The following is a 15,609-nucleotide window of genomic DNA, read 5'->3' as shown; positions in this document are numbered from 1 at the left end:
CCGCATGAGCGGTGACGAGATCCGGGTGATGGTCGTGGACGACCACCCCATGTGGCGTGACGCGGTGGCGCGGGACCTGGCCGAGGCCGGGCTCCAGGTGGTGGGGACGGCGGGCGACGGCGCCAAGGCCCTGCGGATCGCCCCGGCGGTCCGGCCCACCCTGGCCGTGGTGGACCTGCACCTGCCCGACACCAACGGGGTGGAGCTGACCGCGGCGCTGGTGGCGCTGCCCGAGCCGCCGCGGGTGCTGGTGCTCTCGGCCAGCGGCGAGAGTGACGACGTGCTGGCGGCGGTCAAGGCCGGTGCCACCGGCTACCTCGTGAAGTCGGCCGGGCGGGAGGAGCTCCTCGACGCCGTCCGCCGGGTGCACACCGGCGAGGCCGTGTACACGCCGGGACTGGCCGGACTGGTACTCGGCGAGTACCGGCGGTTGTCGGCCGAGGACTACCGCTCCGACGACGGCCGGGAGCGGGCACCCGAGCTGACACCCCGGGAGACCGAGGTGCTGAGACTGGTGGCCAAGGGACTGGCCTACAAGCAGATCGCCCGCCGTCTCACCATCTCCCACCGCACGGTCCAGAACCATGTCCAGAACACCCTGACCAAGCTCCACCTGCACAACCGGGTGGAGCTGGTGCGCTACGCCATCGACCGGGGCCTGGACGAATGACTCCGTGAAGACTCCCTCCAACGGCGGCCGTAACGCGGGGTTTCGGATGGTGTTCTCCAGGCGGGGTTGGCCTGGGCTACCCCCGCCCACTATGGTCTAGACCATAGGGCGCCCAGCGCCCGGAACACCCACCAACGTCGAGGAGAAGTCGTATGCGAGTCGGGGTGCTGACCGGCGGTGGAGACTGCCCTGGTCTGAACGCGGTCATCCGCGCCGTGGTCCGTAAGGGCATCAAGGACTACGGATACGAGTTCGTCGGCTTCCGGGACGGCTGGCGCGGCCCCCTGGAGGGCGACACCATGCCCCTGGACGTCTCCGCCGTGCGCGGCATCCTTCCCCGGGGCGGCACGATCCTGGGTTCCTCCCGCACCAACCTCATGAAGATCGAGGGCGGTGTCGAGCGGGTCAAGGACAACATGGCCGGTCTGGGCGTTGACGCGCTGGTGGCCATCGGCGGCGAGGACACCCTGGGTGTGGCCCGCCAGCTGCACGACCGCGGCGTCAACGTGGTGGGCGTGCCCAAGACCATCGACAACGACCTCAACGCCACGGACTACACGTTCGGGTTCGACACCGCGGTCAACATCGCCATGGAGGCGATCGACCGCCTGCACACCACGGCGGAGTCGCACCACCGCGCCCTGGTCGTGGAGGTCATGGGCCGCCACGCCGGATGGATCGCCCTGCACTCGGGCATGGCCGCGGGTGCCAACGTCATCCTCATCCCCGAGCGCCCCTTCGACATGGACGTGGTCGTCAAGCACGTCGAGAGCCGTTTCGAGACCCAGTACGCGCCCATCATCGTGGTCGCCGAGGGCGCCCACGCCAAGGAGGGTCAGCTGGAGCTGGCCACCGGCGAGACGGACGCCTTCGGCCACGTGCGCCTGGGCGGGATCGGCCAGACGCTCGCCGAGGAGATCGAGCGGCGCACCGGCAAGGAGGCCCGTTCGGTCGTGCTGGGCCACGTCCAGCGCGGCGGCACCCCCACCGCCTTCGACCGGGTGCTCGCCACCCGCCTGGGCGTGAACGCCATCGAGGCGGTGCACGACAAGTCCTTCGGCAAGATGGTCGGCCTCCAGGGCACCGACATCGTGCGGGTGGACCTGGCCGAGGCCACCGACACCCTCAAGACCGTGCCCGCGGAGCGCTACGAAGAGGCCGAGGTCTTCTTCGGCTAGGGCGTGACCATAGCGTGTGCCGGGCCCCTCCCACGTCAGGGAGGGGCCCGGCCGTGTCCGGGGTCTCACCCGGATGCCGTGTACACGGGGAATGGACCGAGCGGTCCGGGGATTGTTCGATACTGGAAGGCATCGTTCCATCGCCCACCCCAGGTATCACCCTCCGGAGGTAGCACCATGTCCGCGTCGCTTGAGTCCGCGCCGCTCCCCGTAACCGAGGTCGGAGCCGACGCCGGGCTCGGCGAGCTCTGCGTGCTCATGAAGCTCGGCGAGATCGTTCTCAAGGGCTCCAACCGCAAGCTGTTCGAGCGCCGCCTGCACAACAACATCCGCTCCTCCGTGCGCGACCTGGGCGACATCCGCCTCTCCCAGCGCGGCGCGGGCGTGATCATCGTGCGCAAGCCCGGCGCCTCCGACCTGGAGATCGCGGAGATCGCCGACCGCATGGCCAACGTCATGGGCGTGGTCTGGGTGCACCTGGTGCGCCGCGTGGCCAAGGACCTGGACGCTATCGTCGACATCGGCGTGCGCTCCATGGCGGGCCGCGAGGGCACCTTCGCGGTGCGCGCCCGTCGCCGCGACAAGCGCTTCGAGATGAACTCCGGCGACCTGGCCGGGTACCTCGGATCCAGGATCATCGAGGCGCACGGCTACAAGGTGAACCTCAAGCGGCCCGACAACACCCTGTACGTCGAGGTCGACAAGGACGAGGCGTTCGTCTTCACCGACGGCATCCCCGGCCAGGGCGGGCTGCCCGCCGGGATGAGCGGGCGCGGCCTCGTACTGATGTCCGGCGGCATCGACTCCCCCGTCGCGGCCCACCGGATGATCCGGCGCGGGCTCAAGGTGGACTTCCTGCACTTCTCCGGGATGCCCTTCACCGGGCCCGAGTCCATCTACAAGGCCTACAGCCTGGTCCGCCAGCTGGACCGCTACCAGGTGGGTTCGCGCCTGTTCGTGGTGCCGTTCGGCAAGGCCCAGCAGCAGCTGAAGAGCTCCGGCATCGAGCGGCTCCAGATCGTGGCCCAGCGGCGGCTGATGCTCAAGACCGCCGAGGCGCTGGCCGACGACCTCAAGGCGGAGTGCCTGATCACGGGTGACGCTCTGGGCCAGGTCTCCAGCCAGACGATGACCAACCTGACCGCCCTGGACGACGCGGTGGACCTGCCGATCCTGCGGCCGCTCATCGGCATGGACAAGACCGAGATCATGGACCAGGCCCGCCGGATCGGCACGCTGGCCATCTCGGAGCTGCCCGACGAGGACTGCTGCACGATGCTGACTCCGCGCCAGGTGGAGACGGCCGCCAAGATCCCCGACCTACGCCAGATCGAGAAGCGTCTGGACGCCGAGGAGCTGGCCGAGCACCTGGTGACCACCGCGCAGCTGCACCGCCCCAGCTTCCTGGGTGAGGCCGCGCCCACCCAGGTCGCCCCCTCCGCCGCCAAGGCCGTCACCTCGGCCGTGTAGGACCGGTCGGACCCGCTCAGGGTCCGTGGACGGTACGTGCCCCGGACGCTCGTGAGCGTCCGGGGCACCGTCGTCTCACCCCGGGGCCGGAGCCTCAGGGGACCGCGTTCACCTGTCGGCGAGCTCGCGCGCGGGCGCCGGGGTGAGGGTGCGGCCGCTCAGGGTGGCCAGGGTGCCCGCCAGGTCGCGGAGCTGGGGCAGGTCCTCCTCCAGCAGCGCCTGCGGACCGTCGCACAGCGCGGTCTCCGGGCTCGGGTGCACGTCCACGATCACGCCGTCGGCGCCGATCGCGATGGCCGCGCGGGAGAGCGGGAGGACCAGGTCGCGCTTGCCTCCGGAGTGCGACGGGTCGACGATCACCGGGAGGTGGGTCAGCCCCTGCGCGACCGGGACGGCACTGATGTCCAGCGTGTTGCGGGTGGCCTTCTCGAAGGTGCGGATGCCGCGCTCGCACAGGACGATGTCGAGGTTGCCGCGCTGGGCGATGTACTCGGCGGCCATCAACCACTCCTCGATGGTGGCGCTCATGCCGCGCTTGAGCAGGACCGGCTTCCCTGCGTCACCGACCGCCTGGAGGAGGGCGAAGTTCTGCATGTTGCGAGTGCCGACCTGGAGCATGTCCGCGTAGGAGGCGACCAGCGGGACGTCGGCGGCGTCCACGACCTCGGTGACGATGGGCATGCCGGTCTTCTCTCGCACGTCGGCGAGGATCTTCAGGCCCTCCTCGCCCAGCCCCTGGAAGGCGTACGGGGAGGTGCGGGGCTTGTAGGCGCCACCGCGCAGGAGTGCGGCCCCCGCGGCCCTGGCCATGAGGGCCGCTTCGAGGGTCTGCTCGGGGGTCTCGACGGCGCAGGGGCCCGCGATGACCGTCATGTTGTCGCCGCCGATCGGCACGCCGCGGACGCTGACCACGGTGCGGCTGTCGTGGTTCTCGCGGCTGACGAGCTTGTACGGCGCCGAGATGCGCAGCACCTCGCTCACACCGGGCTTGGCGGCCAGACCGAGGTCCTGGAAGCGCTCGACGTTGCCGACCAGGCCGATGATGGTGCGGCTGACGCCGCGTGTCACGTACGCCTCGCCTCCGGCGGAGGTGACCAGCTCGACGAGGGCGTCGATGTTGTCGGCGGTGGCGCCCGGCGCCATAACGATGACCATGTGGTTTTCCCTGTGTGTCGGTTGGGTGGCTGAGCCGCGCGGTTGTCGCGCCGAGGCCGGGGGCTTCGACCCCGGGCGAAAACAAAGGAGCCCCGGGCCGTTACCGGCCCGGGGCTCCTGGGAAGTCGTCTGTGTCAGCGCAGGGCTTTACAGGCGACCGGGGAGATGGGCCGGTAGCCATAAAAGCGCCAAAAGTTCTGCTGCATGGCAGTGACTATAGCGCAAGGTGAGCGCTCCCCCACACAACCGGGGGGAGTGACGTGGCTCTCGCCGACGCCTGGCAGGATGACAGGACGCCGTCGTCCACCCCTGCGCGGGGGGACGTACCAGGGCCCGCGGGGCCGCATCGAAGGGACGGGAGGACGGGTTGTCCGAGGGCGAGGAGGCCGGGGGCACGGGCGCGGAGCATCGACCGCGACTGCCGCCGGGCCAGGCGGTGCGCCACGAGCACAGGCCCCTGCACTACGGCCGGGTGCCCACCTTCCGACCGGAGCGGTGGGACTTCCGCGTGTTCGGCGCGACCGAGTCCCTGGGCACCTACCGGTGGACCTGGAAGGAGTTCGGCGGCCTGCCCCGCACGGACGTGGTCCGCGACTTCCACTGCGTGATGCGGTTCACCGTGCCCGAGGTTCCCTGGGGCGGACTCCTGGCCACCGACCTCGTCCGGCTGGCCCCGCCGTCACCGGAGGTCACGCACGTGATGGCGTGGGGCGAGTACGGCTACAGCGCCAACCTGCGGGTGGACGACTTCCTTGACGACGGGGTGCTGCTCGCCACGCACCGCGACGGCGTGGCGCTGGCCCCCGAACACGGGTTCCCCGTGCGCCTGGTGGTGCCGCACCTGTACGGGTGGAAGAGCGTGAAGTGGCTGCGGTCCGTGGAGTACATGGTGGGTGACCGCCGCGGGTTCTGGGAGGAGCGCGGCTACCACAACAGGGCCGACCCCTGGAACGAGGAACGCTTCTCCCACCAGGAGGAACCCGGGGACGGGCCGCCGCTCCGCTGACGCCGCGCCCGCCCCCGGGGGTTCAGTCGCGGGGGACGGACATCTCGATCTCGGTGCCCTCACCGGGCTCCGAGTACAGCTCGGTGGTGCCGCCCAGATCGCGGACCCGGCCGACGACCGACTGGGCGACCCCGAGGCGGCCGTCCGCGCGGGCCCGCTCCAGACGCCCGGGCTCGATGCCGGGGCCGTCGTCGCGCACGGTCACGGTGACCGCGTGCCCCTCGTCCTCCAGCAGGACCCACACCCGGGTCCCGGGCGGGCAGTGCCGTTCCACGTTGTCCAGCGCGGCGGCCACGGCGGCGGCGAGTTCGGCCGCGGTGTTCCCCGGCAGGAGCACCGGGGTGGCCGGGGCCGACACCGAGACCCGCACGGACTCCAGGCGGCGCAGCGCCTCCCTGAGGTCCGCCGGGGAGTCCGGGGCCGCCTCGGCCCCGGGCTCGGTCGGCACCGACGCCGCCGCGTCCAGTCCGTCGGTGAGCAGGGACCGCAGCCGCACCTCCTGCTCACCGGCCATCCGGCCCAGTTCGGCGGCCTGGCCGCCGATCTCGTCGCCTCGACGGCGCACCAGGGCCAGGACCTGGAGGACCGAGTCGTGGATGGAACGGGCGAGCTGCTCGCGTTCGCGGATGCGCGCCTCCAGGGTCACCGCCTGGGCGAAGCGCCGCTCGGCCTGCTCGGCGACCCGTGCCATGTAGCCCACGGCCAGGCAGGCCAGCAGGAGCAGTGCCACCCCGCGCACGGTGGCGGCGGTGATCTTGGCGTCCATCAGCACACGCAGGGTGATGTCGGCGAAGCCGTAGGCCAGGGCGACCGTGGCCGCGCCTCGGCGACCCCAGATGACGCTGGCCGACAGCGCGGCCCCGGCGAACCAGTAGGAGCTCAGCGGGGGCGCCTGGGTGAGGTAGTGGGGCATGGCCGCCAGACCGGTGGCGAACATGCAGCCGAAGGCCACGGCGAGGTCGGCGACCAGCAGGCGCGACGTCCGCCAGGCCGGGTGGGCATAGGCGTAGGTCGTCACCACGGTCCAGCAGGCCATGACGACCAGCACCGCCCACGCGAGCCAGGGCCTGGTCAGGTACTCGTGGTGCTGGGCGAGCGGCACCAGGGCGTAGACCAGGGCGACGGCGCGGAAGAGGGCGAAGGCGCGCCAGAGGGGGACGTCGAAGCCCAGGGGTCAGACCACCGCCCCGTTGTCGGGACCGTTGTCACCGGGCGGCCTGGAGTCGGTCATGCGCAGGATGAGCACGACGAAGCTGGTCAGGAAGGCCGCGACGGCCAGGAACATGACCCAGTTGGGTAGCGCGATACCCATGAAGGCAGCGCCGAACAGCAGCACCGGACCACCCAGGAGTCCGAACCAGGCGGCGATGCCCACCCGGTCGCCCTGGAGCAGGGGCGGCGGGGGCGGGGGCTCGTAGTGGCCCTCCAGCTCCGCCTCGGCCCGGCGGCGGTCCTCCTCGCGGGACTCCTCGTCGTCCTCGCCCGAGTCCCTGGGCAGGTTGGCGAGAATGTCCCCGAGCCGCGTCTGGTGCTCGTCGGGGGCGCTGAGGTTCTCGACGTCGGGCCAGGCGACCCGGTCCCGCTGTTCGCTGGAACCCTCGGAGTCGTCGTAGAAGCGGGCGACCAGATCGTTCCAGACGTCGTCCTCGTCGTTGGCGCGCGCCCGGGAGGCCTCGGCTTCGGCGTTGGCCGGGGGGCCGTCCAGGAGGTCGCCGCCGACGGGTGCGTCGTTGCCCTCGTGCCCGGCGGAGGCCTCCTGGGCCTCCTCGCCCTCGGCCTCGGGTCTGACCTCGGCGCGCGGGGCCAGCAGGTCGGGCCCGGCTCCGTTCTCGCTCAGGTCGGGCAGTTCGGAGCCGAGCACCCGTTCCGCGGCGCCGCGTTCCTCGGCGTCGACGTAGAGGTGGTCGGTGGGTGGGTCCTCGACCTGGCCGCCGGTCGGCTCCAGGACGTCCTCCGCCAAGGGGACCGCGTAGGCGGCGATCCCGCTGCGCCGGAGCGCCTCCAGCATGAGGTCCGCGTGGGAGGGCGCGAGAAGGATCAGCGGAACGTAGGCGTCGGCGAGCAGGCCGTTGCCCCGACGTTGCGTCATCGGTCGGTTCCTTCCCCGCTTCTACTGCGCTCGCGCACGAACGCGAGGCTTCCTTCGAAGATGGTGGCGGCGTCGTGGTCGAGAGTCGCGACGTGGTAACTGTCGTGGAGCAGGTGGATCGTCAGCCGGGTGTTGACCGCCCTCTTAGCGAGGATACGCAGACTGTCCGGTCCGACGACGTGGTCCTGGGGGCTCCGGTAGGCCAGAACAGGCGCCCGCAAACCGGACATGCCGTCCTGAACCGCGCGCCACAGCTTCGGGAGTGTCGCGGCGGCCGCGGTGGGCACCCGGTCGTACCCGCCCTCGGTGGCGGTCTCCAGCGCGACGTCGCTGGACAGGCCCGGAGTGGAGGGCATCAGGCGGGCGGCGAGGTGGCGGATCGGGGCGATGATCGGGAGCCTGTGGTCCTCCACGGTCAGGGAGGGGTTGACCACGACCACCCCCCGGACGATGTCGGGGTGTTCCTGGGCCAGGCGCAGGGTGAGCGCGCCACCCATGGACAGGCCCATGACGTAGACCTCGTCGCATCTGTGCGCGAGGTCGAGCAGGGCCGCCTCCACCTCCGCGTACCAGTCGTCGCTGGTGGTGGTGGCCATGTCCTGCCAGGTGGTGCCGTGCCCGGGCAGGCGCGGGAGTTCCACCGTGAGTCCCGCCCGCGCCAGGTACTCGGCCCAGGGGCGCATCGAGTACGGCGACCCGGTGAACCCGTGGCAGAGCAGGACTCCGACGCCCGAACCCGTGTGGCTGTAGGGGTCCGCCCCCGGGATGAGGGGGATGGCGCTGGTCGGTCTCACAGATCTGCTCCCGGGATCGTTCGGCGGGGAACCGGTCGGGACGGCGGCCCCAGCCGTGAGGCTAGTCGCTCGGGTGAGCGTTTGTCATCGAGTGAACGGTAGCGTTCTCCTGCCCGAACCCCGGGAGCGCCCGGCGTGTTCCCGGGTGTCCCGGGGTGGACCTGCCGCGAGACCCCCACCGGTCGTGAGTATCCTCGACAGTGCCCCGCGGCGCGTTCTGCTCCTGACCCGCGAAGAACGGTATGGGTCCGTTCTGGACGCTTTTGGTGGAGACCCGCACGTGGTGGGAAGATGGCGCTCGTCAGCCTCCCCGTGTCCGCGGTGGGGGCCTTCCGGACAATGTCAGCCGAGCGGGACAGTGAGACGTGGCAGGCCCTGCCCAGTGCTCCCCGCGTGTGCAGGGGTGATCTGAAGCGATGTTCTACTGGGTGGTCAAAGCGATCCTGGGGCCGGTTCTGGCCGTGTTGTGGCAACCCCGCGCGGAGGGCGTGGAGAACGTGCCGCGGCGCGGTCCGGCCATCATGGTCAGCAACCACCTGTCGTTCTCCGACCACTTCTTCGGTCCGCTGCCGCTCCCGCGCAGGATCACCTTCCTCGCGAAGTCCGAGTACTTCACCGGCACCGGCGTGAAGGGATTCGTCAGCCGGGCGTTCTTCACCGGTGTCGGGCAGATCCCGATCGACCGTTCCGGCGGCAAGGCGAGTGAGGCGGCCCTGCGCACCGGCCTGCGCGTGCTCAAGCGCGGGGAGCTGCTCGGCATCTACCCCGAGGGCACCCGCTCCCCCGACGGGAAGCTGTACCGGGGTCGCACCGGTGTGGCCCGTCTGGCCCTGGAGGCGAAGGCCCCGGTCGTGCCGATGGCGATGATCAACCTGGAGAAGATCATGCCTCCCGGCCGCACCGTTCCCAAGCTGGGTGTGCGCCCCAAGGTGGTCTTCGGCAAGCCGCTCGACTTCTCCCGCTACCACGGGATGGAGAAGGACCAGCGGGTCCTGCGGGCGATCACCGACGAGATCATGTACGCGCTCATGGAACTCTCCGGCCAGGAGTACGTGGACCGTTACGCGCAGGCGGTCAAGGCCGAGATCGAGGCCGAGGAGAAGGAGGCCCGGCGCGAGCAGCAGGCCAGTGCCAAGGACGAGCGCCGGACCCGCCGCGCCGAGCGCCGGACCGACCGCAAGGCCCGCAAGGAGGCCGCTCGCGAGGAGAAGCGCGCCCGGAAGGCCGCGGAGCGGGCCGACGCCGAGCAGGCCGAGGGGAAGCGGGACGACGACGCGTAGCGTCGCACCGCACAGGACACGAGGGGGCGGTCACCGGGATTCCCGGTGACCGCCCCCTTCACGTCGGCTGGGCTCGGTGCTCGACGCGGTCGCTCAGTGCCGGGCGAGGTCGCCCGCGCCGACGATGCCCGCCTCGCCGCCGAGCTCGGCGACGCGCACCTCGGCCAGACGGCGGTCGGGACGTCCGGAGACGTGCCGCGCGAACGAGGAGCGCACCGGGTCGAGGATGATGTCCCCCGCGTCGGAGACCCCGCCACCGAGCACGAAGCACTCGGGGTCCAGGATCGCGGCGAGGTCGGCCAGGCCGAGCCCGGCCCAGTCCCCCACGATCCGGAAGCACTCCAGCGCGGCCGGGTCGCCCTCCATCGCGGCGCGGGTGATGACCTCGCCCTCGATCCGCTCCACGTGGCCGTCCGCGAGCTTGAGCATGCGCTCGCCCCTCTCGGGGTCCGTGCGGGCCAGGTCCTGTCCCTCGGCCACCAGCGCGCGGCCACTGGCGTACTGCTCCCAGCAGCCGTGGTTCCCACAGGCGCAGCGGCGGCCGTGCGGGACCATCCGGTAGTGGCCGACCTCGGCGGCGACGCCGTGGCGGCCCCGGTGCAGGGCGCCGCCGAGGACGAGGCCGCCACCGATCCCCGTGCCAAGGGTCACGCAGACGATGTGGTCGCTGCCGCGCCCCGCTCCGAACCGGGCCTCGGCCCAGGCTGCGGCGTTGGCGTCGTTCTCGATGACCACGGGGAGGTCGACGTGCCGCTGCACGCGTTCCTTGAGGGGTTCGTCGTGCAGACCGAGGTTGACGGCGATCTGGACGGTGGCGCGGTCCTCGTCCACGAACCCGGCCACGCCCACGCCCACCGCGCTGACCCCGCGTTCGGGTCGGCGCTCGCGGAGCTCCCGTACGGCCCGGCCCACGACCTCGGCCAGGGCGCGCGGGTCGTTGGCCGGGGTGGGGTACTTGACCTTGTCCAGGATCTGCCCGTCGTGGTCGACGACGCCGGCGGCGACCTTGGTTCCGCCAATGTCTACGCCAATGGTCAGCATGGGGGCAGCTCCTTCTACTTACGCCCGAACTCTGACATAAGTCTCAAGGTTCATGGCAGATGGTTTTCAAATGGTGTAAACCATTCGATTAAACCAGGCTCGGGCGGCGGGGCACACCCCGAGAGCGACCACTGTCCTCTTTGCCCTAATCCCCCGCTGTGACCTGCGGATCCGCACCTCCCTTGGCCTGCCCACCAGGCCGGGAATTCCCCTCCGGACCCTCCGGCGAGTCACGGCGGGCACGCGCGTCCCGCTCGCGGTCCTCGCGATCACGATCCTCCTGCTCCTCGCGCGCCCGGGCGGCCTCCTCCCGCCCCTGCTCGAAGGAGCGCTCCACGACCCCCCAGGTGCGCCCCACGGCGTCCGCGAAGGACAGACCGGCCCGCCCGAGGTGCCCGGCGACCTCCGGCGCGCTCCTGCGCACGATCTCGACGAACTCCTCCAGCGGGGGGCGCTGCTCCTGCGTCTCCACACGGATCGCCTCCTCCCACACATCACCCTTGGCAGGGGGGTTGGTGACGGCGCTGACGCCGCGTTTGACCCCGGCGACCAGGAGCCTGCGCTGGAGGGTGTCGACCAGGCGCAGCGCGTCGTCGACGAGGTCGGGGTTGTCGGGACGTCCGCCGCCCGACCGCTCCGAGCGCCCGGTGTTGTTGTCGGTCATGTCCGTGAGCCTCCTGTAGGTGCGTCTGGCATCACGTTAACCGCCCCGACCCGGCGCCGACAGGCACGGCCGGGGAGGTTCAGGGAAGAGCCAGGGACCCCCGAGGGCCTGACCGGGGATGACCCCGGGGGTCCGTCACGTTACGGAGACCGGGAGGAGGGACCGCGCCCTGGGAACGGCGCCTGAAACGGACACCCGTCCGCTTTAGGCGGAAACGACGCGAACCTCACTGGATGTGCACGAAGAACGCGGCGCGCGATAGTCTCGGCTCCGCGCGAGCAGCAACCGGGATCACCCGCTTGACCTGCGCGTTCCCGGACGGACCGACAGGGGGCGACCCGCTCCCCGGCGGCCACGACCACGCCGACAACATCACAGGAGAAGGCCGACCCGACCACGTGCGACCGCCGGCGGACACACGACGAGCAGCGTGTTCGCCCCGCGAGACGCGTCGGGCCAGGATCACCGTTGGATACCGAACGGCAACCTGTTCTACTCACGAGTAGGATGGTGTTGTTACGGTCGTCACGTCCCCACCACCCAGAACCCGTACACGTCCAGGAGCATCACGTGCGCGAATACAGCTCTCCCGCGAAGGCTGAGATCTCCGATGACGCGCGGCTGACCGACACGCTCTTTGCGCGCGCGGCCAGCGAGCCGAACGCCGTCGCCGCCCGCCGTCAGGAGGAGGCCGGGGCCGGCCAGTGGCGCGACGTGACCGTCGAGCAGCTGCACGGCGACATCGTCGGATACGCCAAGGCCCTGATCCACGCGGGCATCGGGCAGGGCGACCGCGTCGCCCTCATGTCGCGTACCCGCTACGAGTGGACCGCGGTCGACTACGCGGTCTGGTCGGTCGGCGCCGTCACCGTACCCATCTACGAGACCTCCTCCGCCGAGCAGATCGAGTGGATCCTCTCCGACTCCGGCGCCAAGGCCGCGTTCGTGGAGACCGAGGACCACGCCAAGCGCGTCGAGGGCATCCGGGCCACCACCCCCGAGCTGGCCCACCTGTGGCGGTTCGACGGCGACGACCTCACGACCCTCACCGCCACCGGTACCGACGTCTCCGACGAGGACCTCGAGACCCGCCGCACCGCGGTGGGCGCCGACGACCTCGCCACCCTCATCTACACCTCCGGCACCACCGGCCGCCCCAAGGGTTGCGAGCTCACCCACCGCAACTTCCTCTTCATCGCCCGCTCCGCGCTCGAGGGCCCGGCCAAGCCGATCATCCTGGACCACGAGGGCGTTCCCTCCACTCTGCTCTTCCTCCCCCTGGCGCACGTCTTCGCGCGCTTCGTCCAGGTCATGGTCATCGAGGGCAAGGCCGTGCTGGGCCACTACCCCAGCACCGGCCCGGACCTGATCGACCAGTTCTCGGTCTTCAGGCCCACGTTCCTCCTCGCGGTCCCCCGCGTCTTCGAGAAGGTCTTCACCAAGGCCCAGCAGAAGGCCGAGGGCGAGGGCAAGGGCAAGATCTTCAACGCCGCCGCCGACACCGCCATCGAGTACAGCAAGGCGCTGGCCACGGGGAACGTGCCCTTCACCCTCAAGCTCAAGCACGGTCTGTTCAAGAAGCTGGTCTACGGGAAGATCACCGCCCGCCTCGGCGGCGAGGCCAACTACGCGGTCTCCGGCGGCTCCGCCCTCGGCGACCGTCTCGGGCACTTCTTCCGCGGCGTCGGCCTGACCATCGTCGAGGGCTACGGCCTCACCGAGACCACCGCCCCGACCTCGGTCAACAGCCCCGGCTTCAACAAGATCGGGACCGTCGGCCAGCCCATGCCCGGCACGACCGTGCGCATCGCGGACGACGGCGAGATCCTGCTCAAGGGCGACCACATCATGGTCGGCTACTGGCAGAACGAGAAGGCCACCAAGGAGGCGTACGAGGACGGCTTCTACCGCACCGGCGACCTCGGCTCCCTCGACGCGGACGGCTTCCTCAGCATCACCGGCCGCAAGAAGGAGATCATCGTGACGGCGGGCGGCAAGAACGTCGCCCCGGCCGTCCTGGAGGACCGCATCCGCTCCCACGCCCTGGTCAGCCAGTGCATGGTGGTCGGTGACAACCGCAAGTTCATCGCGGCCCTGGTCACGATCGACCCCGAGTCCTTCGAGCTGTGGAAGACCTCGAACAACAAGACGGGCGAGATCGCCGACCTGACCGGTGACGCCGACCTCATCGCGGCCATCCAGGGCGCCGTGGACGACGCCAACAACGCGGTCTCCAAGGCCGAGGGCATCAAGAAGTTCAGGATCCTGCCCAGCGACTTCACCGAGGAGGACGGCCAGATGACCGCCTCCCTGAAGGTCAAGCGCCACGTCGTCAGCAAGCAGTGGAGCAAGGAGATCGACGACATCTACGCGGGCTGAGCCCGACGCTCCCCATGACTGAGGGGGCCGACCGCCACGGGCGGTCGGCCCCCTTCTCCGTGCGCTGACGGCCCCGGAGCCCCGCGCCCACCCAAGGGTGTGCGCCCGGACCCGCGCGCCCCGTAGCGCACCTCTCAGCGACGCCAGGGGCCCCGGGCGCTCCTCCGGCGGACACACGACGGACCCGGCCGCGCGATGCGGCCGGGTCCGTCGTCACGACAGGTGGACCCTAGTGGCCCTTGTCGTCTCCATGAGAGGAGTGGTGCAGGTGGTGGCCGCTGTGGGCCTCCACGCCCTCGAAGGACACGTTGTCCTTCGTGTACCAGTGGGCGAGCGCACGGCGGAGCTTGCCCATGGGCTTGCGGGCCGCCGGGTTCTCCACACCGTTGTCGTCGGTCGCGTCCTCTTCCAGGGCGGTCGAGGTGATGACCGGCTTGCTCTCCAGCACGTGGGTGGTCTCGTCGGAGTTCTCCTTGTGAACCTCGATGAACTCACCGCTGGGCAGCTGCTGGACGATGCCGCTCTCGTAACCGTGCTCCAGGGTCTCCCGGTCACGGCGCTGGAGCCCCAGGCAGATCCGCTTGGCGACGATGTAGCCCACGATCGGACCGGCGATGACCAGAACACGGAAGATGTACGTGGTCAGGTACAGGTCGATCGAGAAGGTCTCCGACAGGATGTCGTTCGACCCCGCGAGCCAGAGCACACCGTAGAAGACGATGCCCGCGACACCCAGACCGGTACGGACCGGGGCGTTGCGAGGACGGTCCGCGACGTTGTGGGCCCGCTTGTCGCCGGTGATCCACTGCTCCACGAACGGCCAGGCGCCCAGGGCGCCGAAGATCAGGCCCGGCACCACCAGACCCGGCACCAGGACCGCGGTCATGATCGGGTAGCCGGCGCCGATCGGGATCGTGAAGTCCAGGGTGTTCGGGAAGATCCGCAGCGAACCCTCCATGAAGCCCATGTACCAGTCCGGCTGGAGACCGGAGGTGATGGACGTCGGAGTGAACGGACCGAACAGGTGGATCGGGTTGATCTGTACGAACGCGCTCAGACCGGCGATCACGGCGAACGTGAAGAAGAAGAACCCGCCCGCCTTGACCGCGAACGCCGGGAACATGGGTGTTCCCACCACGGTCTTGTCTGTTCGTCCCTGACCCGGATACTGCGTGTGCTTCTGGTGCCAGAGGATCATGAAGTGCGCGACGATGAGCCCCAGCAGCAGCGCGGGGATCAGCAGCACGTGCAACATGTACAGACGCGTGATGATGTCCTCGCCGGGGAACTCCCCGCCGAAGAGGAACATCGACACGTACGAGCCGACCAGCGGCAGCGCCAGCATCACGCCCTGGAGGATGCGGACACCCATACCCGAGGGCAGGTCGTCCGGCAGCGAGTAGCCGAAGAGGCCCTCGAGCATGGCCAGGGTGAAGATGGCGACGCCGATGAGCCAGTTGATCTCGCGCGGCTTGCGGAACGCCCCGGTGAAGAACACCCGGAGCGCGTGCACCACCAGCGAGGCCACGAAGATCAGCGCGGCCCAGTGGTGGATCTGCCGAACGAGGAACCCGCCACGGACGTCGAAGTCGATGTAGAGGGTCGAGGCGAACGCCTCACTCATGGGAACGCCCTGAAGGCGCTCGTAGGAGCCGTCGTAGACGACCTCGAGCATGCTCGGCTTGAACCACAGCGTGAGGAACACACCGCTGACGAGCAGGATGATGAACGAGTACAGCGCGATCTCGCCCAGCATGAACGACCAGTGGTTCGGGAAGACCTTGCGAAGGTTCTTCTCGCCGGTCTTGGCAAGGTGGAAGCGGTCGTCGATGAAGTTTCCGACGCCGCGCAGCGCCTTGGGAGCTTGCGTGGTCTTACTCATC

The 15,609-nt window shown here is 70.2% G+C and carries 13 protein-coding genes; 6 read left to right on the top strand and 7 right to left on the bottom strand.

From position 1 onward, the window contains the following. Positions 1–4: 4 nt before the first annotated feature. From ADX84_RS00560 to thiI, 3 genes are all read left to right on the top strand, one after another. The gene (locus tag ADX84_RS00560; RefSeq protein ID WP_049565532.1) at positions 5–670 is read left to right on the top strand and encodes a response regulator transcription factor; all 666 of its coding nucleotides are present in this window, start codon (positions 5–7) and stop codon (positions 668–670) included. A gap of 152 nt (positions 671–822) precedes the next feature. Further along, a complete protein-coding gene (locus ADX84_RS00555; RefSeq protein WP_017546543.1) occupies positions 823–1,848 on the top strand; it encodes a 6-phosphofructokinase in 1,026 nt (341 codons plus the stop codon). A gap of 177 nt (positions 1,849–2,025) precedes the next feature. Further along, complete coding sequence (thiI, locus tag ADX84_RS00550) at positions 2,026–3,318, top strand: tRNA uracil 4-sulfurtransferase ThiI (RefSeq protein WP_049565534.1); 1,293 nt, start codon at positions 2,026–2,028, stop codon at positions 3,316–3,318. 108 nt (positions 3,319–3,426) lie between these two features. On the opposite strand, the gene aroF is transcribed toward thiI, so the two are convergent. Continuing rightward, complete coding sequence (gene aroF / locus ADX84_RS00545; RefSeq protein WP_049565537.1) at positions 3,427–4,473, bottom strand: 3-deoxy-7-phosphoheptulonate synthase; 1,047 nt, start codon at positions 4,471–4,473, stop codon at positions 3,427–3,429. 367 nt (positions 4,474–4,840) lie between these two features. Between aroF and ADX84_RS00540 the strand changes: the two genes are divergently transcribed. After that, complete coding sequence (locus tag ADX84_RS00540) at positions 4,841–5,479, top strand: molybdopterin-dependent oxidoreductase (protein WP_199776437.1); 639 nt, start codon at positions 4,841–4,843, stop codon at positions 5,477–5,479. A 22-nt stretch (positions 5,480–5,501) separates the two neighbouring features. Here ADX84_RS00540 and macS read toward each other — a convergent pair whose 3' ends face one another. The 3 genes from macS to ADX84_RS00525 all read right to left on the bottom strand — a co-directional run bounded on the left by macS (position 5,502) and on the right by ADX84_RS00525 (position 8,362). Then, positions 5,502–6,581, bottom strand: coding sequence for a MacS family sensor histidine kinase (gene macS, locus ADX84_RS00535; RefSeq protein WP_082206219.1), 1,080 nt, complete (start codon positions 6,579–6,581; stop codon positions 5,502–5,504). Positions 6,582–6,653: 72 nt separating this feature from the next. Then, on the bottom strand, positions 6,654–7,568 hold the full coding sequence (locus ADX84_RS00530; protein ID WP_049565540.1) for a hypothetical protein: 915 nt from the start codon (positions 7,566–7,568) through the stop codon (positions 6,654–6,656). Beyond that, the gene (locus ADX84_RS00525) at positions 7,565–8,362 is read right to left on the bottom strand and encodes a carboxylesterase (RefSeq protein ID WP_049565543.1); all 798 of its coding nucleotides are present in this window, start codon (positions 8,360–8,362) and stop codon (positions 7,565–7,567) included. The genes ADX84_RS00530 and ADX84_RS00525 overlap by 4 nt, the downstream gene beginning before the upstream one ends. A 416-nt stretch (positions 8,363–8,778) precedes the next feature. Between ADX84_RS00525 and ADX84_RS00520 the strand changes: the two genes are divergently transcribed. Next, positions 8,779–9,642, top strand: a complete 864-nt coding sequence (locus tag ADX84_RS00520; protein ID WP_049565546.1) for a 1-acyl-sn-glycerol-3-phosphate acyltransferase — start codon at positions 8,779–8,781, stop codon at positions 9,640–9,642. Between the two features lie 93 nt (positions 9,643–9,735). On the opposite strand, the gene ADX84_RS00515 is transcribed toward ADX84_RS00520, so the two are convergent. Next, on the bottom strand, positions 9,736–10,683 hold the full coding sequence (locus ADX84_RS00515) for an ROK family glucokinase (RefSeq protein WP_049565549.1): 948 nt from the start codon (positions 10,681–10,683) through the stop codon (positions 9,736–9,738). Positions 10,684–10,828: 145 nt separating this feature from the next. After that, positions 10,829–11,347 carry a hypothetical protein gene (locus tag ADX84_RS00510; RefSeq protein WP_049565552.1) on the bottom strand — a complete coding sequence of 173 codons (519 nt, stop codon included), beginning with the start codon at positions 11,345–11,347 and terminating at the stop codon, positions 10,829–10,831. A gap of 570 nt (positions 11,348–11,917) precedes the next feature. On the opposite strand from ADX84_RS00510, the gene ADX84_RS00505 reads away from it, so the two are divergent. Then, positions 11,918–13,726 (top strand): long-chain fatty acid--CoA ligase, encoded by a 1,809-nt coding sequence (locus tag ADX84_RS00505; protein ID WP_049565557.1) that lies wholly within the window; start codon positions 11,918–11,920, stop codon positions 13,724–13,726. 229 nt (positions 13,727–13,955) lie between these two features. On the opposite strand, the gene ADX84_RS00500 is transcribed toward ADX84_RS00505, so the two are convergent. Further along, on the bottom strand, positions 13,956–15,608 hold the full coding sequence (locus tag ADX84_RS00500) for a cytochrome bc complex cytochrome b subunit (protein ID WP_049565559.1): 1,653 nt from the start codon (positions 15,606–15,608) through the stop codon (positions 13,956–13,958). Position 15,609: the final 1 nt, after the last annotated feature.

It is taken from the genome of Nocardiopsis sp. SBT366 (assembly GCF_001083815.1).
In the GTDB taxonomy this organism is placed as follows: domain Bacteria; phylum Actinomycetota; class Actinomycetes; order Streptosporangiales; family Streptosporangiaceae; genus Nocardiopsis; species Nocardiopsis prasina.
Note: the sequence above shows the minus strand (reverse complement) of the source record. Positions and strands in the feature narration are given on the sequence as shown.

Excerpts from the sequence above, each read along its gene's own strand:
- ADX84_RS00530 (WP_049565540.1), bottom strand. The coding sequence starts at position 7,568 with ATGACGCAACGTCGGGGCAACGGCCTGCTCGCCGACGCCTACGTTCCG.
- ADX84_RS00510 (WP_049565552.1), bottom strand. The coding sequence starts at position 11,347 with ATGACCGACAACAACACCGGGCGCTCGGAGCGGTCGGGCGGCGGACGT.
- ADX84_RS00560 (WP_049565532.1), top strand. The coding sequence starts at position 5 with ATGAGCGGTGACGAGATCCGGGTGATGGTCGTGGACGACCACCCCATG.
- ADX84_RS00555 (WP_017546543.1), top strand. The coding sequence starts at position 823 with ATGCGAGTCGGGGTGCTGACCGGCGGTGGAGACTGCCCTGGTCTGAAC.
- thiI (WP_049565534.1), top strand. The coding sequence starts at position 2,026 with ATGTCCGCGTCGCTTGAGTCCGCGCCGCTCCCCGTAACCGAGGTCGGA.
- ADX84_RS00500 (WP_049565559.1), bottom strand. The coding sequence starts at position 15,608 with ATGAGTAAGACCACGCAAGCTCCCAAGGCGCTGCGCGGCGTCGGAAAC.
- ADX84_RS00515 (WP_049565549.1), bottom strand. The coding sequence starts at position 10,683 with ATGCTGACCATTGGCGTAGACATTGGCGGAACCAAGGTCGCCGCCGGC.
- aroF (WP_049565537.1), bottom strand. The coding sequence starts at position 4,473 with ATGGTCATCGTTATGGCGCCGGGCGCCACCGCCGACAACATCGACGCC.
- ADX84_RS00520 (WP_049565546.1), top strand. The coding sequence starts at position 8,779 with ATGTTCTACTGGGTGGTCAAAGCGATCCTGGGGCCGGTTCTGGCCGTG.